Below are 18730 nucleotides of genomic sequence, written 5' to 3'. Positions count from 1 at the left end.
AACCAATGCCGGGTAACATTGTCGGCGAGGTTTCCATCAAGGTTCGCCCGGATACCACCGAGTTCTCTAAGGAACTCCGTGCGAAGCTCAAGGCGATTAAGGATGATTTCCAGGTCAAGATCGGGCTTGACACTGCAAAGGCACGGGCGGAGTTCCAGGCGCTTAAGCAGCGCATCGAGAGCGATGACCTTAATGTCCGCGTAAACCTGAAGACCACAGGTTTGGACATCGGAAACCAGCTCGGCTCTGTCCGGCGAGCTACCTCTGAGATCGTTAGCGAGCTGGATCGGGCTAAGGCAGCGTTTGAGCAGTCGTCTGTAGCTCTAGAGAAAGCCCACAAGGCCGAGATCAGCTCGATTGCCCGGCTGCGAGATGCAGAGCTGAAGCTGTGGGAACTACGACTTAAAGGTCTGGCTACTGCGTCACGGACCGCACGCGCTGAAGCACAGATCGCGGTACTACGGGACGACGTTGCCAAGGCATCTCGTCGTTTGGCCAAGGCGCAGGAAGATAACTACCACGCGATGTGGCGGTACTTCTCCGTCCAAAGAGATTCAAATAAGGAACTCTCTTGGTTCGGATCGCTGGTTTCCACGGTTCGTTCCGCATTCTCTAAGCTCGGCTCGGGTGTTTCTTCTCTGTTCGATCCGTTTAAAGACGTCGGAAAAAAAGTTTCCGAGTTCGGAGAATCGCTAGGTGAGATCGGTGGTCCGATTATCCAGGCGATTCTGGGGGCAGCTCGACTCTCACTAATTTTTGCAAGCATGGGTTTGGTCCTAACGGTTGTCACCACAGCGATAGGCGTGCTGATCGGCGCTGTTGGTGCCTTGATCGGGGGTATCGCGTCTCTGGCTGCATTGGGCGTTGGGGCTTTTGCAGCCATCGCCTTGGGCATGGACGGCATTAAGGATGCAGCTAAGGTCCTTAAGCCCCAGATCGACGGGCTGAAGAAGACTCTTAACACCACCTGGCGCGAGGGACTAACCCCTGTCTTCGAGCGGCTAAAGAGCCTGTTCCCCAGCATCGAGACCGGGCTTAACAACATCGCTAAGCGGTTTGTTGCTTTCGCCGATGGAATGTCCCAGTTCTTCACCAGCGTCCGTGGTACTGCGATGCTGGAGCAGATTTTCAAGAACATCGATGAAGCGACCGGTTCGATTCTCGGCAGCGTCAGCGGTCTGGTAATCGAGCTAACCCGTGTCGCGGCCACCAAGGGCATCATGGATGCTCTGGCCTCCACGATCAACGGTGTCGTAGAAGGCATAACGAACTTCATCAAGCGTGCCCATGAGATGGGGCTGATCGAGTCTTCGCTAACCGGTGTGGATCAGATTCTCCGTGGCATCCTTTCGTTCCTCGAACAAGTGCTCATCGCGGGGATGGAGTTCCTTACCAATTCCGCTCCAGGCATCAAGAACTTCTTCGAAGACTGGGGCGCACTGATTGATCGTGTTAACTGGAGCGCTATCGGTACCGCGATCAGCGACCTGTTTGATCGAGCTGGCGCGGCTATGGAGCGAATTCCCCAGGATACGCTTGACAAGATCGTCCTCGGAATTGAGGCACTGGCTAACGAAATCGCTAAGTTCCTGGAGAACGGCGGCATGGAAACGCTTGCCGACCTGTTCTACGTGGCCTTAGTGGCTATGGTTGTTTTCACCGCCGCCCTCAATAGCCTTCCGCCTATCGTTGACCTCGTTAAGTTCGCGTTCGACACCCTTGTAACAGTAATTAACGGCATTAAGGCGGCGTTTGAAAACGTCGGTGCTTCGGTCAATCTAATCGGTCAGATCATGGTCGGCGATTGGACCGGTGCGCTAGAGACTATCAAGGAAATCTCTGGCGCAAAGATGGGCGAGACAGCCGATGTCATGAAGGGCAAGGCGCAGGATGCAAAGAACGGCGTCACTGGTGAGATACAGAGTCTCAAGGACCAGCTTGGCCCATTGTGGTTCGCGCTTCCTGCACCCGTCCAGGCCGCGTTTAACCAGATGGAATCGGCCGCACGAGACGGAGCGAGGCGCACCGCCAACGAGGCTGGGCGTATGCCTGCTGAAGCCAAAAAAGCGATGGGTGACGTTGGCGGAGCTCTGAAGGGTTCGGGCCGGAGCCTCGTTGACGGATTCATTAGCGGTATGCAGGGGATGATTAGCAGCGTTAAGTCCGCTGCCCGGTCAATTGTTTCCGCTGCCCGCGGATTCTTCCCCAACTCGCCGGCTAAGGAAGGCCCCTTTAGCGGTAAGGGATACACGACCTATTCGGGTCGTGCTCTGGCTACAGACTTCGCTAAGGGGATCGAATCCCGAGCACATCTGGCAGAGCGAGCTGTTGAGAACATGATGGGTGTCGCTAACCAGACCGCTAACGCGGAATGGAACGGACACATCACCTCGGATGGATTCGGTCTCACCGGCTCCGTTGCTGACGGTGTGGCAGCTGGGCTCAACGGGGCTCGATTGCGATTCGACGGTCCGAACCTGGCCCAAATCGTCAACCAGACTAATACCCGTAACAGCAGGAGGTAAAGAGTGATCCCCGAATGGCTGTTCGGCCCTGCCGGGGATCTCCGTCCCCTTCCCCCGATGGAAATGGATGTGGTGAATGCCATCGATCGATTCGGCGGCATTCACACTGCCATTAGCGGCGGTCGGACGGTTGATGTCCTCGGCTACAAGGCCCGCTATGGGTTTGAACTGAACCACATTGAGCCAGATGAGTACGCTCATCTTGAGGCTGTATTTACTCGCCAGATCCCTGGCAACACTTACCTGATTGACCCTCTCCGGAAGAACCTACTTTCCCGAGAGGCTTCCTCCTCCAAACCCTCCGGTACTAGCACTGCCGGGGTCTTTACCACCAGTGGCTCCGCTACCTGGATTCGAGTCCTTGATGGCCCTGTTTCGTGGTCGCAGAGAGCTGCTCAGTGGTCTGGGATGCTGGCTGGCACCCGCTTGCATCTTGACTACCAAGGTCGAATCCCCGTCGTCCAGGCCCGGGACATGACCTTCTCTGTGTACGTCCGCTCCGCTGAAGCTGTAACGGTGACTGGGTTCTCACAGCCGTACCTGAACGGTACATGGCTGGGGACTCGGAGCTACACGGCTGCGGCGACGCTGGTCCCGAACACCTGGACCCGTATTCAGATCACTGTCCCGGGGGATGTCTCGGTCAGCGATGAACTTCACTTCGGCATTCAGTATGAAGGCGGCGGCTCAGTCGGAGTGACTATCCAGGTCGCCAGTGCACAGGCTGAATTCAGCTCGGAGCCTACCGAACCGGTAATAGGCGGTGGCTCTATCCGAGCCGGTATCGAAACGATGGAAACAGTTTCCCCGTACTACCCGTATCAGTCGGTAATCCTAAAGATCTTGGAGGTCTGAGCAGTGCACGAGTACACGCCTGAAGCTGCTCAGGCCATCGAATCGAACTACCGGGAGTTTGCACACAGACTCCGGGTTGACTGGAACAACAACGGAAAGTACAACCACCCGTTGTCCGACATGACCAAGTTCGTTACTCGGAGCAGCCGGGAGCAAGCTCTCAGCTCGACGGCCCCCGAAGAGGTCATGCTCATTGAGGGCTACACAGCTGCCTCGCTAGACATCGAGCTTAGCGGCGACTTTAATGGCCTTCCGATCGCCGGCCACTTCGCCCCCTATAACTCGCGGTCCGTGTTTTACGTCGAGGGTATTCAGCTTGGCGTTCAGATGACGTACGAGATCGCGATTGCCACTGATGCTGGCTGGGAGTGGTACCCACAGTTCACTGGAATGGTCCGAGAAGTCAACACGGACCGCCGCGCAGGCGAAGTGGTGCTAACGTGCCTCGACAACGCGGAACGTATGCGAACTCCTGTCCTGATTCCGCCGTACGCGGCTTACCAGGACTACCTGGTGAATGGGTACAAGCGGTCTGGGCTGGTTGACTCGTCCTCAGTAATTGACCTTGCTGCTCGTGTAGCGGGCTTCGACAACTCCCCAAGGGGCTATTGGAGCCAGCACAAGACATACCAGGGCTCGGACGGCCTGTACGGGAAGAAGATCGCCCTGAGTGTGCCATTCCACGGGTCGATGCTTCCTGAAATCGGTGCTCTCGACAACGAGTTTGAATTCCACCTGACTGAGGAATGGGTTAACGGCACAGCCGCGGAGAAGGCTCGGGCTGAGCAGTACCGGTCGGGCCCGGACTTCGCCGGAAATGGCTTGCCCTACCTGGCGTGCAACGCAGTACCTCGGGGCAAGAATGTCTGGATCACCAAGAAATATTGGATGGATACGTACGACTACGTTACCCCGTCTGCTGCATGGGGAACCACGGTTCTTGGTACCTGGATCTACTGGACTGGTTCAGGCGTCGATGAAGATTCCAGGGTTATCACGGTCGAATACTACGACGTGATGATTGACCTGAACGTCAGGTCTTCCGACCGAGGGGTCTACCCGATTCTCCGAACCGGGAAGAAAGACCCTGGAGGCTCGCATACAGCCACTTACACGGGTCCTCTGATGTTTCTGCCGACGGATCCGGGTTGGCACTACATTGAGGTTGCTGTAAACATCTCGCCTGATCAGGACGCGATGATGCGGACCATGATCGATGGTACGTCGTCTGCTCCAAATACGGCTCCATACCGTCTACCCGCATCTGCCGAGTATGCACTTGGCGGCCTGGTCACGGTAGAGAACAAGTACGCACTCAGCGATCTGTTCGTGTTCCGGAATCAATTCCGGGAGTTCATCACAAACAACGACAAGTACGACCTTACGAGTCGTTCAAATGTCAAGTCGATCGGTCATCTAACTGGCACCCCGGACGGCGACACTCGATGGGGACGTAATCGGTTCATGTACACGCTGCGGGACGATACGCAGGAATCTTGGGACATCGTTAAGGGTGTTGCCGCGGCAGAATTCGGTGTTGTTTTCTTCGACGAAGAAGGAGATTTCAACTTCTGGAACTATGACACGGTTGCTCGTTTGCAGCAGGGTGAACCCGTTCGAAAGTTCACCCTGGATGAAGTCGAAAACCTTTCGCTCCGTCTGACGATGGACTCGGTTCGGAACGTCTGGCGAGTCACCACCAGGACTGCGGAAGCAGCACCAGGAATTACGTACGACCTGGCTAAGGACGGTGCTCCCCGAAAGGACAGTGACAACACTCTCCCGGCAGTTTTTCAGATCCCCGAGAACAACTGGATTGGGTTCATGATCCCTGACAATGATCATGTAATCTCGACCCATCCGTATCTTACTCTGAGACCGGTAGACATGTTGTTCGACGAATATGCTCCTTGGGAGGGGTATAAAACCTACCGAGGAACGACCTACGTTGGTGACCAAGTGGCGTTCTACCCACGAAAGTCTGGGCCGTATTGGACCAAGCTAGTTTGCTTCGGCACCTTCGACGTTCCAAACACAACCACAGGCGTTGACGGTTTCGTTGGACCTGACGACCGGGCCTTCTTCCGCCTTCGTGGAACTATGGTTCAGGAAAATGAACCTCGAAGTTTCGAGGTCCGAAACGACGCCAGTGTCGCCGACTACGGTCAGCGTGTTCTGGAAATGTCGAACAACTTCTGGCTGCAAGACAGATTCCAGACCGAGTCGATGCTCTCCAGGCTAGTCTCTAAGCTCGGTCGTCCGATCCCCGTAACCGACGCCATCACTGTTCCCGGCGACCCCCGGATTCAGATCGGTGACGTGATCGAGATCGCCGACCCGGACGGTTTCGGAGGTTCGATTAAGCTCCAGATTTTCGGCATCCTCCGTGAGCTCGAAGACGGAGTTGGTCTTGTGGACACCTACCAAGTTGAGGTTGTTCAACAAGCCCGTGTCTGGATTCTTGGCGATCAGGACTACTCGATCCTCGGCCAGTCCACGGTCCTCTCGTAAGGGATTTCTCTATGGCTACTATGCCTACTTTTCAGACAGGCAAGCTCATCGGAGCGGCTGAGTGGAACACTCACGCTACCCAGATCAACGACAACACCACTGCTATCTCTAGCCAGGGCGGCCGGATTACCACCCTGGAAGCACGAGTAACCGACACTACTGCAAGACCATCCTCGGCGGCACGTACCGATGACGTGCAGCTAACCACTCGCAGCAACACTTTCACATCGACAGTTAACACCAGCACCACGTTACCGAATGTGGTCTTTACTGCGCCTGCAAGCGGGACGGTAATGCTCTACATCGGAGGTGAGATCTGGTGTGGCGGCCTAGAACTCGTATTGCTGTCCGTGGCCATCAAGAACCCTTCGACAAACGCTGACATCATCACAGCGAACAATGTTGATGCACTGTCTAAGTACGGCACAGACTCAATTCAGGGCACTCGGGTGCGCCTCGTTACCGGACTAACGGCAGGTACCCAGTACCGCGCGCAACTCCAAATGCGCTCCCGTAACGGGACTCAGGACGGAAATTGCCGGAACCCAAGCATCATCGTTGTTCCAACTATGTAAAAGGACAAAGATGCCTGTCACTTCCCGTTATTTCACTCCTCGACCCCAAGTCACCCAGTATTACGAACTGGAGGAGGAGAATCTCCAAGATGCTATCGACCTAATCCACACTGTAGAGCCCAATATGGGGTTCAGACCGACTGAGGGCGGGGTTGAAGTGCGCCCACGCATAGCCCCTCCGGGGTATCCAGAGGATTGGTTTTTCTACCCCTTCGGGACCATGTTCACGCTGGGCACGTTTAAGATCAGCTGGCATGACTTGGCAGACGTGGAAAAGGGCGAGCAGGAAGTTTCGAGCAATTCCGTAGATTATGCAGTCAATTGATCTTAGGGCCGGACGCCTTCGCGCGTCCGGTTCTTTCTTCTTCCCGCACACCTAACGAAACGAATATCTCGCATGCCGCCCGAACAGAACGGCGCTGTGGTGACTTTGGAAGAGATGTACCGGGACATCAAGGAACTTCGCCGCTCGGTGGCGGAGCTGGTTGTTCTCGCTAATACCTCTCAGGATCACGAAGCGCGAATCCGTGACCTAGAAAAGAACGTCGCATCTGCGGCTGACGTTGCTAAGCATGAAGATCGCCTTGATGCGATCGACCGTAAGCACTGGTATGCATCTGGCGCGCTGCTCGTGCTCGGAATCCTCGCCCCGAACCTCGGGGAAATCCAGAAACTCTTTGGAGGCTGATCGTGACTTGGCGCGTTGCTGAAAGCCTCGAAGTCCTCCGTAGGCAGTTCAACGAGCAGTTCCCGAACCGAAGCACGGCGTCGGATGGAGGTATCGGCGACGAGGCTCACGCTAGCCGTTCTTCGGACCACAACCCGTGGTACGTGGAGAACGGTGTCGGGGTTGTCACCGCGAGGGACTTCACCCACGATCCTGCTAACGGGATGGACATCGACAGGCTTACCGATGAGCTTGCTGCAAGCCGCGATCCTCGGATCAAGTACATCATCGCAAACGGCTGCATCCTCGATAGCCGTCCGGGAAACAACCCATGGAAGTGGGTTAAGTACAGCGGATCTAACCCTCACAACAAACACTTCCACCTGAGCGTAATTCCGGAACTGTGCGACGACACGCAACCGTGGAATCTCCGCAGTTTCAGGTACAGCGTTTCCCCAGCTCTGATCAACGAAGGATTTCTAATGGCGCTTAGCGACCAGGAACAGCGAGACCTGTTCAAGCTAGTGCTCGACATGCACAAGCTCTGGTTTGAGATGGGATTCATTCAGAACAAGATTGACCCTAAGAACCCGACCAAGGGTGCTGACGTCCTTAGCGACATGGCTCTGTGGGTTAACCGGACTCTCGGCCTGGCCGCTCAAGGTGCCGAAGTTGACCCTCAGCGGGTCGCTGAGGCACTGAAGCCGGTCATTGGCCCAGTGGTGGCTGAGTCGGTTCGTGCGGCCTTGGGAGCGGACAACGTCGCCCAGGCGGACGCCATCGTTAACGAGATCACCAAGCGACTCGGAGGAGTTAAGTGAAACTAGCTAAGGTCGAGCCGGCGGCGGTCGCGGAGGCTGTACGACTGGTACTCGTGGCGCTGGTTGGTATCGGCTGGCTGACAATCGATGACGTGGCTATCAACTCGGTCGTGTCTGCGGTTGCGGCTGTCGCCTCGATCGTGCTGACCGTGCTCGTTCGGAAGAACGTCACGCCCGTTGACAAGCCGTAATCGCAAAGAGCTGAGAATCCCTCTAACGCAAAATAAGCCCCCTCCCGGACCCTGACTAGGCCTGAGAGGGGGCTTTTCGTGTTTTCAGCTCCGAACGGCTTCCTTCAATTTCTCTAATTCGTTCCAATACAGATGGAATTCCGGCACCCGACCGTCCCACTCCAGCCGAACACCATTGTCACGAAGGAACAGGTTCCGCTGTTTCTTGTCGAGCCCTTCCCAGTATTCCTTGAACGTTTCTCCTGTCGGCTCATACCGATAACCGGCCTCACGAGATGGGGTGGCCTCTAGCTCGCTCCTGCGAGCGTCTAGAGCCGCTGCGCGTTCTTCTAGTCGCTCCCTAGCCGGGCCGGACTTAAATGGTCCCGTACCAATCAATCCGGCTACGTCGATCAGTTCTGCGTTCACCTCTGCTAGCTCAGCGGCTGTGTCCTCCGCCGGAACAAAGATTCGCTTCATCCTCGGCGTATCACCGAACTCGTCTAACAGGTTTTTGGAGACAAGCTCCTCTGCTGCATCCTGCCGCCATCCTGGATTACCGCATGAGGTTTCGATGTTCGCTGAACGGCAGCGGTACAGGTAGTGATTCCGCCCTTTGTTGCGGTACATCTCCAGCTCGCAGACCCCGCACCAGAGCACACCAGTTAGAAGGCTCTCAGACGTTGTGTAAGGGCTTCGCTTGCCCTTGATGCCGTCCAGGTACTTGCGGAGCCGATCGTGTAGCTCACGGTCGATCAGAGGCTCAGCACGCACCACCGGCTTTCCGTCGTCACCACGGACTAGCTCAGGGTTCCCGTAGACCTTCCGGCCGTTCTTCTTGCCGATGACCGGCCGGAAGGTCATCTGGCCAAGCAACGCTGGTGAAGTGAGAGCCCGAGTCAGGTTTGCCGAAGTCCACTTCGAGCCCTTGAGCGGTTTGCCCTGTTTCTCTCGGAAGTAGTCTTCGGGCGAGGGGACTCCCCGCCGGTTCAGGTCACGGACGATGGTGTGCGGTCGCCCGCCCGCTAACAGCTGATCGATCAGTCCGAGGATGAAGGGCTTGTTGTCAAGGTCGGGAACGTACCGCCATTCACCATCACCGTTCTTCTCTGGCAGGTAGCCGTATGGCGGGGGACCCCCGGTGTACTTCCCAAGCCTGCGGTTGTGCGCATACGCCTGCTCCGTCCGCTCGCTGATCGCTGCGGCTTCCATCTCAGCGAATATAGAGACCATGTAGGCAATGGCTTTGCCGATCGGCGTGCTCAGGTCGAAAGCCTGCTCCGTCGCGGACACAAGCGTGATGCCGTGTTCCTCTGCCCAGTCGATCATCTGAGCAAGGTGGGTGACCCTGCGGACGAGCCGGTCAACACGCCAGAACACGATCACGTCGAACCGCTCAGGTTGAGCTAGACGCTTCTTGAGTTCGGGTCTCTCGAACGGCGACGTAGCGGACGCAGAGACATCCAGGTCTTGGGCGACGTCCACCACTTCCCAGCCACGATCAGCGCACAAACGCTTGCAGACATCTAGTTGACGCTCCGGGCTGGTCGTAGCATCGGTTAGGTTACTCAGACGGGTGACTACCAGCGCTTTTAGTGACTCCACGTCGCTCCTTCGAGGGTCGCTCAGTGGAGTTATTATCACTCGTTCGGGTCATCCAGAAGGAGCACCCCCCGATGCGCGCTGCTGACCGCGCCCGGTCTCGCCAGCCCGGTGCCGCCGCCGATCAGGGCCGGGATCGACAGCGTGGGGTGCGGCGCCACGAACGGCGGAGTCCGGATCAGCGCAGCCGCCCCCGGCAGGTCGCCGGCCACCGAGCGGATCGCGGTGACCTCCAGCGCCTCGGACGCGGTCAGGCTCGGCAACAGCCCGCACAGCCGCTTGGCCAGCATCGTCTTGCCGGTGCCCGGCGGCCCGACCATCAACAGGTGGTGGCCGCCCGCCGCGGCGACCTCCAGGGCCCACCTCGCCTCGGGTTGCCCCAGCACGTCGGAGAGGTCCGGCACGTCCTCGGTCGGCGGCTGGTCGACCGCCGGCGGCCGGCGATCGAGCTCGCCGAGTTCGCGCAGCCAGGCGACGACGTCCCGCAGATGCCCGGCGCCGAGCACCTCGATGTCTTCCACCAGGTGCGCCTCGGCCAGTTCCTCGGCGGGTACCACCGCGCGGCGCATGCCCGCCCGGCGAGCGGCCAGGAGCGCGGGCAGCAGGCCGCGGACCGGCCGGATGCGCCCGTCCAGGGCCAACTCGCCGAACAGCACCGTGCCCGCCAACCGGTGCGGCGGGACCAGTTCCGCCCCGGCCAGCACCGCGCAGGCCAGCGCCAGGTCGTACGACGTACCGGTCTTGGGCAGCGCGGCCGGTGACAGCGCCAACGTCACGCAGCTCGCCGGCCAGTCCTCCTTGCAGTTCTGGATCGCCGCGCGCACCCGGTTCTTCGACTCCTGCAGGGCCGTGTCGGGCAGCCCGAGGAGCTGCAGAGATGGCAACCCACCCTTGCGCACATCGGCTTCTACCTCGACGAGCACGCCGTCCACTCCGAACAGCGCGACCGCCCAGGTCCGTCGCAGTGCCATCTAGAACACCCCCTCCAAGTGCTTGATGCGCGGCCGCTTGCCCGGCGGCCACAGCACCGCGACGACGTCGAACCGCACCCGGCAACCCACCAGGCCACGCGCGGCCAGCCAGGACTGCGCCACGCTTCGGATCCGGTTGATCTTCTCCGGCGCGATCGCGTAGCTCGGTCCGCCGTAGTCCGTGCCGGAGCGCGCCTTGACCTCGCAGCACACCACGGTGTCGCCGTCGGTGGCGACGATGTCGAGTTCTCCTTGCCGGCATTGCCAATTCCGGTCCAGCACGGTCAGGCCGCGGCGTTCCAGGAGCGCGGCCGCCAGCCGCTCGCCCTCGACGCCCAACGCATGTCTGCGGCCCCTGGTGTCGTCATCGGACAGCTGACCCACGACCTTCTTCCGGTCCACGGCTTCCTCCTCGATTCGTGTTCGGGGTTTCCGTGCCGGTATCCGGAAGCGCACATGAGCGAGTTTCACCAAGTACGCCAAGGGATTCGGGCACGTCGATGCATCCAAGATGCCCGCATTCGGAACCGATCTCCAGTTATTTTCGAAATCTGTGGATCAATCCGTCTGCTGTGGACAACTCTCCTCACCCTAAGGAGTGGGAACAGTTGTCGTTCAAGCAAAAATCGCTTCGCATACTGCGAAATTTGCAGAATCCGCCGATACAGGAATTGGGGTCACGCAGCATTTGCACAACGGCTTGCAGAAAGAAGAAGCCCGGGCGGTCGGATTCGACCACCCGGGCTGCGAGATCGGGATCAGGAACCGAACGGGCCGCTCTCCGGCAGCCGGAGGTCCGGTTTGTCCAGCTCTTCGACATTGACGTCCTTGAACGTGATCACCCGCACGTTCTTCACGAACCGCGCCGGCCGGTACATGTCCCACACCCACGCGTCCGACATCGCCACCTCGAAGTAGACCTCCGAGTCAGAGTTGCGCACCTGGACGTCCACGACGTTGGCCAGGTAGAAGCGCCGTTCCGTCTCCACGACGTAGGTGAATTGCCCGACGATGTCGCGGTACTCCTTGTAGAGCTGCAGCTCCATCTCGGTCTCGTACTTCTCGAGATCCTCGGCGCTCATCGCTGTGCGAGCCCTTCTGCATTGCCGTTCGGACTACAACGCCTCATTGTCCACCACATCCCCCTCCGAAGCATCGAACAACCCGGGCTTGCTGGTCACGGTGCGCGGCGAGCGCATCCCGTGCCGCTGCGCCGCGGCCACCACGTTCGCGTAGGACCACCGGTGCTCGGCGCAGGGGCCGAACCGCGTCAGCCGGGCCGAATGCACGGGCGTGCTGTACCCCTTGTGCTCGTCGAACCCGTAGTCGGGGAACTCGACGTGGAGCTGCGCAGTCATCAACCGATCCCGGGTCACCTTCGCCAGCACCGACGCCGCGGCCACGCAGGCCGCGACCAGATCGCCCTTCACCACGGCCACGCTGGGCGTCGCCAATCCCGACACGCGGAAGCCATCGGTCAGCACGTAACCCGGATGTGGGGTCAGCTGCGCGACCGCACGCCGCATGCCCTCCAGGTTCGCCACGTGGATGCCGAGCGCATCGATGTCCTCGGCCGGGATCACGATGGTGGACCAGCTCAGCGCCCGCTCGGTCACGCGGTCGTACAGGCGCTCCCGGTCAGCCTCCGAGAGCACCTTCGAGTCCGTCAGCCCGTCGAACCGCCGCGCGTCCCCAGGGCGGAGCGCGCACCCGGCCACCACGAGCGGACCCGCGCACGCGCCACGCCCGGCCTCGTCCACTCCTGCCACCGGCCCGAGGCCCCTGCGGTCCAACGCGCTCTGGAGAGCCCAGTTACCACTGCTGCGCCGGATCACCGACCTCGGCGGCCGGAACGCCGCCACCGTCACGTCGACGTCACTCCGACGACCGTCTCTTGTTCACCACACCGACGAGCCTACGACCCAGCCACAGCGTCGGGAACGCCGCGGCGAACCCGACGCCCATCGGCACCCCGGTCTGCCAGGACGGTGCGCCCAGCGCGGTGGTCTGCGGGTTCGGTTCCGGGATGCTCTGCCAGCGGGTCGGCGGCAGCACGATCAGCTGGGCCTTGCCGATCACGTTCTCGACCGGCACGGCACCGTTGATACCGCCACCGCCCTGGACCCGCGAGTCCGCCGAGTCGTTTCGGTTGTCGCCCATCACCCACAGGTGCCCCGGCGGCACCGTCACCGGCTTGAACTCGTCCTGACCGACGCCGCGTCCGGGCTCCCAGTACAGGTACGGCTCGTTGAGCGGCTTGCCGTCGACCAGCATCCGGTTCTGCGCGTCGCAGCACTCCACGGTCTGGCCGCCGACGGCGATCACCCGCTTGACGAAGTCCTTCTCGTCCGGAGCGCCGAAGCCCAGCAGCGACGCCGCGCCCTGGAAGAAGCCGGCGACGGGGTTGGACGGCTCATCCGCCTCAAACTCGTTCTGCACCCAGGGCTGCGGGCCGCGGAACACCACCACGTCGCCCGGTTCCGGATCGCTGAACCGGTAGGTGACCTTGTCCACCAGCACCCGGTCGTTGTTGCAACCGGTGCACCCGTGCAGGGTCTGCTCCATCGACTGCGACGGGATCACGTACACCCTGGCCAGGAACGCCTGGATGAGCACGGTCAGGACGAGTGCCGTGACGATCAGGATCGGCAGCTCGCGCCAGAACGAGCCCTTCTTCTTGCCCTTGGGCTTGCGGCGGCGGGAACCATCCCCCGGCTCGTCCGGGGCACCGCCGGGGTGCTCCGCACCGTTGGGGTCTTCCGCTGATCCGCTGCGCATGACGTCGGCCACCTGGCCAGGTTACTGGAACCGCGGCGGTCGCCGTCGCGCTCCCCCGCCTCGTGCACCTGATTCGAACGCCCCGCGACACCGCTTTGACGTGCTCTTTTCCGGTACATCCGATTCGAGGGAGCGGGACGACACCACGCGGACCAGCCGGTGACCACTCGAAGGTGGAACACCCGACCGCCACCGGTGCACGACCGCCACCGGGCAAAACGCCTATCCACGGCACGCGAAACGGCCCAGGTGCGTGCACCTGGGCCGTTCGGTGGTTCCGAGTGGAACGCCGATCAGGAAGCCGGCGCGGTCTCGCGCTTCTCCTTGATCTTGGCCTTCTTGCCGCGCAGCTCGCGCAGGTAGTACAGCTTCGCCCGCCGAACGTCACCGCGCGCCACGACCTCGATCTGCGCGATGTTCGGGGTGTGCACCGGGAACGTCCGCTCCACACCGACACCGAAGGAAATCTTGCGCACGGTAAAGGTCTCCCGGATGCCACCGCCGTGCCGGCGGATGACCACGCCCTGGAAGACCTGGATCCGCTCGCGCGAACCCTCGATGACGCGGACGTGGACCTTCAGCGTGTCGCCAGGCCGGAAGGCCGGAATGTCAGAACGCAACGACTGGGCGTCCAGCGCGTCCAGGGTGTTCATCGGTGGTCCGTCCTCATCCGTGTCGAAGGCACCCGTGTTCTCGCATGTCGATGACCCGACCTACTGGTGGGCACCGCCTGACACGGGGTGAACTTGCTTGTGAGCCCGCCGAACCTGACGTTCGGCTGCATCAACCGTTCCAGTGTGCCAGATCCGCATTTCGGCGTCTGAACCGGCCCCACCGACGCGGGGTCAGCGCGGCGCGTCTCCGGCATTCCGGGACTCGTCGGAATGCTCCGACTCCCGCAGCTTATCGAGTTGCTCGCGGTCGGCCGCGTCCAGGGTCCCCTCCGGCAGCGCGGCCAGCAGATCCGGGCGCCGCCGGTAGGTCCGGGCCAGCGCCTGATCGCGCCGCCAGCGGGCGATCGCGGCGTGGTTGCCGGAACGCAGCACGTCCGGCACGGCGTGCCCGCGCCACACCTCGGGGCGGGTGTAGCAGGGGCCTTCCAGCAGGCCGTCGGAGAACGAGTCCTGCTCGGCCGACAGGGGGTTGCCCAGCACGCCTGGCAGCAGCCGGGCCACCGCCTCGATCATGACCAGCGCGGCGACCTCGCCACCGACCAGCACGTAGTCGCCGATGGAGACCTCCTCCACCGGCATCCGGGTGGCGGCGTCGTCGATCACCCGCTGGTCGATGCCCTCGTAGCGACCGCAGGCGAAAACCAGCCAGGGCTCGGCGGACCAGCGGATGGCGGTGCGCTGGTCGAACGGCCGCCCGGCCGGGGTCGGCACCACCAGCCGCGGCGCGGGGGAGTCAGCGGATGCCGCAGCAGCGCCACAAACACCGTCCAGCGCTTCGCCCCAGACGTCCGGCTTCATCACCATGCCGGGGCCGCCGCCGTAGGGGCTGTCGTCCACGGCCCGGTGCACGTCGTGCGTCCAGTCCCGCAGGTCGTGCACGCCGACCGCGATCCGCTCGCGTTCGATGGCCTTGCCCAGCAGCGCTTCCCGCAGCGGGGCCAGGTAGTCGGGGAAGATCGTGATGACGTCGATGCGCATGGGGCAGTACTTGTCTCCGAACTCGTCTTGCTTAGCGGTGCCGGTAGCGGCCCCCTGCGGGAGTTACCGTCGCCTTCTCGACTCCGGGATCCCCGGCTTACGTATGTCCAAATACGCGGCGCTGGGGCTTTCCTCGCGAGATAGCTCGGGGTGCGGGGTGTCCCCGCAGGATACTGTTGAGAACCTGCGGCGGTGCGAGTTGCGTAGGCGGGCCAAGTGGCTGCGCCGCTTCAAGAGACGAGACCAGATCGCGTTCAAAGACGTGCCCTGAAACACCACCGGACGGCGAGGGCGGTTTTGCCTTGCTGTTGCCGGTGCGACGTCACTCCGCGTCGAGCAGGCCTTCCGGCGGGTCTACGACGAGGCGACCGGCGGCGAGATCGACCTCGGGCACGATCTCGGCCACGAACGGCACCAGGACCTCCCGGCCGTCGGTGGTGCGCACGGCCAACAGCTCGCCACCGGGCGTGTGCAGCACGTCGCTCACCACGCCCACCTCGTCGCCGGAGACCAGTTCGACCCGCAGGCCGGTCAGCTCGCCGTCGTGGAACTCGTCCGGATCACCGGTCGGTTCGAGGACGTCGGAGCGGACCGTGAGCAGCACACCGCGCAGGTCCTCGGCGGCATCCCGGCCCTCGACGCCCTCCGCGCGCACGAGCAGCCGCCCGGCGTGCTGCCGGGCGGCTGTCACCGTGAGGTTCTGCGCGCGGACCACCCCGCGCCGCTGGACCCCGAGCACCGAGCCGGGAGCGAACCGCAGCTCCGGACTGTCGGTGAGCACGTCGACGACGAGTTCTCCCCGGATGCCGTGCGGTCGCACGACGCGGCCGACGGCCAGGGTTTCCAGCTCGGGCTCGTTCATGGTCGTGCTCAGCGGTCGGTGTCGACAACGTCGACCCGGATGCCGCGCCCGCCGATGCCGGACATCACGGTCCGCAGCGCCGTCGCGGTGCGCCCACCGCGACCGATGACCTTGCCCAGGTCGTCCGGGTTCACGTGCACCTCGAGGGTGCGACCGCGTCGGGTCGTTAGCAGCTGGACGTGGACATCGTCGGGGTTGTCGACGATGCCGCGCACCAGGTGTTCAAGCGCGTCCGCGAGGACCGTCACGCCTGACCTTCCTCGGACTTCTGCTCTTCGGCCTTGTCCTCGGCCTTCTTCGCACCCTTCTTCTTCGGGGTGGTGGCCTCGGTGGTGGGCTCCTCGCCGGCGGCGGCCAGTGCGGCCTCGAACAGCGCCTGCTTGCTCGGCTTCGGCTCGGCGACCTTCAGCCGACCCTCGGCACCCGGCAGGCCCTTGAACTTCTGCCAGTCGCCGGTGATCTCCAGGATGTTCTGCACCGGTTCGGTCGGCTGCGCGCCGACACCCAGCCAGTACTGCGCCCGCTCCGAGTTGACGATGATGCCGCTCGGGTTCTGCTTCGGGTGGTACTGCCCGATCGTCTCGATGGCCCGGCCGTTGCGGCGGGTCCGGGCGTCGGCGACGACGATGCGGTAGTGCGGCTCGCGGATCTTGCCGATCCGCGCGAGCTTGATCTTCACAGCCACGGGTGCTGGTGCTCCTCAGACTCTCGTTCGTGCTCCGGTGAGCATGCCCAAGCCGCGTGGGGCAGCGGAGTGGAATGCTCGTACGTCAATGGGCCACAAGCGGTGAGAGGGACCCCTCGCGGCGAACAGCATCTCATTGTGCCAGATACCGCGGCCGCCGTTGCCGCGGACCCGGGCCGGCAGGCACCGCTAGGCCGGGAGCAGGCCGAGGGAGATCAGCAGCAAGCCGAGCGCGGGCAGGAAGTTGTTCACCTGGTGCGCGACCACGCTCGCCGTCAGCCGCCCGGTGACCAGCCGGGCCACGCCGATCGGGATGGCGATAACCAGCAGCAGCACGGTGCGCTCCGGCTCCAGGTGGCCGATCGCGAAGACCGCGGTGCTGAGCACGAACACGTTCAGCTGGCTCCAACGCAGCCGTTCCATCGCGCCCCAGAGCAGCCCGCGGTAGAGCAGCTCCTCGCACAGCGGCGCCACCAGCCAGATGTGCAGGAAGATCACCACCGCCAGCGCCGGTGGCAGCTGCACCCCGTCGACCAGGCTGCTCACCGTGGACTGCCCTTCGCCCGGGCCCATCCACTTCATCCACAGCATCGAGGCGATGGTCGTCGTGACCAGGCCGACGCTCCCGATGGCCAGGCCGGTGGTGACGTCCGACCAGTGCCATTCGAGGCCGAAGTCGAGTCGCGGGCCGTTGCCGCGCACCACGGTGATCACCACGGCCACCGCCCCGGCCAGCACCGTCGGCAGCACCAGCATTACGACCAGCGTCACGCTGTCGGGGCTGCCCAGCGCGGCGGCGAGCGTCACCGAGACCAGCACGAAGATCGCCTGCGCGAAGAAGAACGCGCCGAGCCCCCACCGGTGGGTCCGAGCCGACGCGGGCTCCGGCGGGGTGGGCGGCAGCGATGCGTTCGCAGCGGGCTCTGGCTGCTTCGGTGTGTTCACGGGAGCCTCCGTGGTGCCGATCGGCGGCCGCTTGCCTGATCATGTCGGCGTACGGACGCCGGCGGAGTCGCCAGGCTATACCCGCCGGTACCGCCGACGGCAGCGATATTCAGCTGGCGACGGCGAACAGCAGCAAGGCGGGCAGGAAGTTGTTCGTGGCGTGCGCGATCATGCTCGCCGCCACCCGGCCGGTGATCATCCGCGCGGCCCCGATTGCCAGGCCGCCGACGAACAGCACCGGCGTGCGCCACACTTCCTGGTGAATAAGCGCGAAGATCAACGAGGTCAGCACCAGGATCGCGTACCTCGGGATGCGGTAGTGCTCCAGGGCGCCCCAGAGCGCACCGCGCATGAGCAGCTCCTCGGTCAGCGGGGCGCCGAGGAAGGCGAACAGCGCGAACAGGAACAGCCAAACGGTCCGCTCGCCCTGCATCAGCCGGGTCAGATCGGTCTCCGGGGGCGGCCCGGAGATGGCGATTATCACCACTGTCAGCACCCAGGAACCGAGCAGCGCGATGGCCCCGCAGGCCAGCCCCACCTTGAAATCGCGCCGTTTCGGCAGGATGCCGAAGTCCGAGCGCAGCCCGTTGCCGCGCCACCAGGAGAACGCCGCGGGCACCAGGCCGAGCAGGATGTTCGGGGCGAAGGCTAGTAGCAGCAGCGGCCCGGTGTTGGGCGGCGCTGTCGGGTCGAACCCGTTGGCGCGCGACGGCCGGATCGCGTGGAGGATCAGCACGACCAGGTAGTAGCCGCCGTAGCCGATGAAGAACGCCGCGAAACCCCAGGCCAGGGAGCCGCGGCGGGCAGCCTCCAGCTGCGCCTCCCAGAACCGCGGGTGCAGGTCCGCGTCGGTGGTGTCCTCAGCCGGGGGCATCGGCCGCGCGGCCGGCGTCGACGGCGGCTGGGCCGGTTCCTCAGGTGGCTTCGGGAACTCCCGCTCTTCCCGCTCGGGCAGCTCATCCACATTGGCTCCCTCGACGATTTCACCCTAGGCGCTCGACGAACTCGCTGCGCCGCGCGCCCACGATGACCTGGTGAATCGAAGATCGAACCCGGAAGCAACCGCTGGCGTGAAGGATGACGGGCACCCTCGCCCGGCCACGCCGGCTCT

At 62.5% G+C, this 18730-nt stretch carries 19 protein-coding genes and 1 pseudogene; 7 read left to right on the top strand and 13 right to left on the bottom strand.

Annotated elements, in window-relative coordinates:
• The first annotated feature begins 5 nt into the window (after window positions 1–5).
• From DL519_RS37745 to DL519_RS37715, 7 genes are all read left to right on the top strand, one after another.
• The gene (locus DL519_RS37745; protein WP_190821957.1) at window positions 6–2525 is read left to right on the top strand and encodes a hypothetical protein; all 2520 of its coding nucleotides are present in this window, start codon (window positions 6–8) and stop codon (window positions 2523–2525) included.
• A gap of 3 nt (window positions 2526–2528) precedes the next feature.
• Complete coding sequence (locus DL519_RS37740) at window positions 2529–3380, top strand: hypothetical protein (RefSeq protein WP_190821955.1); 852 nt, start codon at window positions 2529–2531, stop codon at window positions 3378–3380.
• A 3-nt stretch (window positions 3381–3383) separates the two neighbouring features.
• Entirely contained in the window at window positions 3384–5891 is a 2508-nt protein-coding gene (locus tag DL519_RS37735; protein ID WP_190821953.1) for a hypothetical protein, read from the top strand.
• A 585-nt stretch (window positions 5892–6476) separates the two neighbouring features.
• Window positions 6477–6791 carry a hypothetical protein gene (locus tag DL519_RS37730; RefSeq protein ID WP_190821951.1) on the top strand — a complete coding sequence of 105 codons (315 nt, stop codon included), beginning with the start codon at window positions 6477–6479 and terminating at the stop codon, window positions 6789–6791.
• A gap of 72 nt (window positions 6792–6863) precedes the next feature.
• A complete protein-coding gene (locus tag DL519_RS37725) occupies window positions 6864–7154 on the top strand; it encodes a hypothetical protein (RefSeq protein WP_190821949.1) in 291 nt (96 codons plus the stop codon).
• Between the two features lie 2 nt (window positions 7155–7156).
• On the top strand, window positions 7157–7954 hold the full coding sequence (locus DL519_RS37720) for a hypothetical protein (protein WP_190821947.1): 798 nt from the start codon (window positions 7157–7159) through the stop codon (window positions 7952–7954).
• Window positions 7951–8145 carry a hypothetical protein gene (locus DL519_RS37715; protein ID WP_190821945.1) on the top strand — a complete coding sequence of 65 codons (195 nt, stop codon included), beginning with the start codon at window positions 7951–7953 and terminating at the stop codon, window positions 8143–8145. The genes DL519_RS37720 and DL519_RS37715 overlap by 4 nt, the downstream gene beginning before the upstream one ends.
• An 84-nt stretch (window positions 8146–8229) precedes the next feature.
• Here the strand turns inward: DL519_RS37715 and DL519_RS37710 are convergent, their stop codons facing one another.
• The 13 genes and pseudogenes from DL519_RS37710 to DL519_RS37650 form a co-directional block, all read right to left on the bottom strand.
• Window positions 8230–9729, bottom strand: coding sequence for a recombinase family protein (locus DL519_RS37710; protein WP_190821943.1), 1500 nt, complete (start codon window positions 9727–9729; stop codon window positions 8230–8232).
• A gap of 38 nt (window positions 9730–9767) precedes the next feature.
• Window positions 9768–10697: pseudogene (locus DL519_RS37705) on the bottom strand (YifB family Mg chelatase-like AAA ATPase); the annotation flags it as partial.
• On the bottom strand, window positions 10698–11099 hold the full coding sequence (locus DL519_RS37700; RefSeq protein WP_190821941.1) for a YraN family protein: 402 nt from the start codon (window positions 11097–11099) through the stop codon (window positions 10698–10700).
• Between the two features lie 356 nt (window positions 11100–11455).
• Window positions 11456–11779 carry a DUF2469 domain-containing protein gene (locus DL519_RS37695; protein WP_010305976.1) on the bottom strand — a complete coding sequence of 108 codons (324 nt, stop codon included), beginning with the start codon at window positions 11777–11779 and terminating at the stop codon, window positions 11456–11458.
• 33 nt (window positions 11780–11812) lie between these two features.
• A complete protein-coding gene (locus DL519_RS37690) occupies window positions 11813–12565 on the bottom strand; it encodes a ribonuclease HII (RefSeq protein ID WP_190821939.1) in 753 nt (250 codons plus the stop codon).
• 7 nt (window positions 12566–12572) lie between these two features.
• Window positions 12573–13475, bottom strand: coding sequence for a signal peptidase I (lepB, locus tag DL519_RS37685; protein WP_223840006.1), 903 nt, complete (start codon window positions 13473–13475; stop codon window positions 12573–12575).
• A gap of 293 nt (window positions 13476–13768) precedes the next feature.
• Window positions 13769–14128, bottom strand: a complete 360-nt coding sequence (gene rplS, locus DL519_RS37680) for a 50S ribosomal protein L19 (protein ID WP_190821935.1) — start codon at window positions 14126–14128, stop codon at window positions 13769–13771.
• Window positions 14129–14320: 192 nt separating this feature from the next.
• Complete coding sequence (trmD, locus tag DL519_RS37675; RefSeq protein ID WP_190821933.1) at window positions 14321–15127, bottom strand: tRNA (guanosine(37)-N1)-methyltransferase TrmD; 807 nt, start codon at window positions 15125–15127, stop codon at window positions 14321–14323.
• Between the two features lie 322 nt (window positions 15128–15449).
• Complete coding sequence (rimM, locus tag DL519_RS37670) at window positions 15450–15989, bottom strand: ribosome maturation factor RimM (RefSeq protein ID WP_190821931.1); 540 nt, start codon at window positions 15987–15989, stop codon at window positions 15450–15452.
• Between the two features lie 8 nt (window positions 15990–15997).
• Entirely contained in the window at window positions 15998–16237 is a 240-nt protein-coding gene (locus tag DL519_RS37665) for an RNA-binding protein (RefSeq protein WP_168584956.1), read from the bottom strand.
• Window positions 16234–16674, bottom strand: coding sequence for a 30S ribosomal protein S16 (rpsP, locus tag DL519_RS37660; protein WP_190821929.1), 441 nt, complete (start codon window positions 16672–16674; stop codon window positions 16234–16236). Before rpsP ends, DL519_RS37665 begins: the two co-directional genes overlap by 4 nt.
• A gap of 189 nt (window positions 16675–16863) precedes the next feature.
• Window positions 16864–17619, bottom strand: a complete 756-nt coding sequence (locus DL519_RS37655; RefSeq protein WP_190821927.1) for a CPBP family intramembrane glutamic endopeptidase — start codon at window positions 17617–17619, stop codon at window positions 16864–16866.
• Window positions 17620–17728: 109 nt separating this feature from the next.
• On the bottom strand, window positions 17729–18583 hold the full coding sequence (locus tag DL519_RS37650) for a CPBP family intramembrane glutamic endopeptidase (RefSeq protein ID WP_223840005.1): 855 nt from the start codon (window positions 18581–18583) through the stop codon (window positions 17729–17731).
• Between the last annotated feature and the right edge of the window lie 147 nt (window positions 18584–18730).

Origin of the sequence: Saccharopolyspora pogona, assembly GCF_014697215.1 — a bacterium.
Classification (GTDB): Bacteria; Actinomycetota; Actinomycetes; order Mycobacteriales; family Pseudonocardiaceae; genus Saccharopolyspora; species Saccharopolyspora hattusasensis.
The sequence above is the reverse complement of the archived record's forward strand: the minus strand, read 5'-3'. Positions and strand labels throughout refer to the sequence as shown.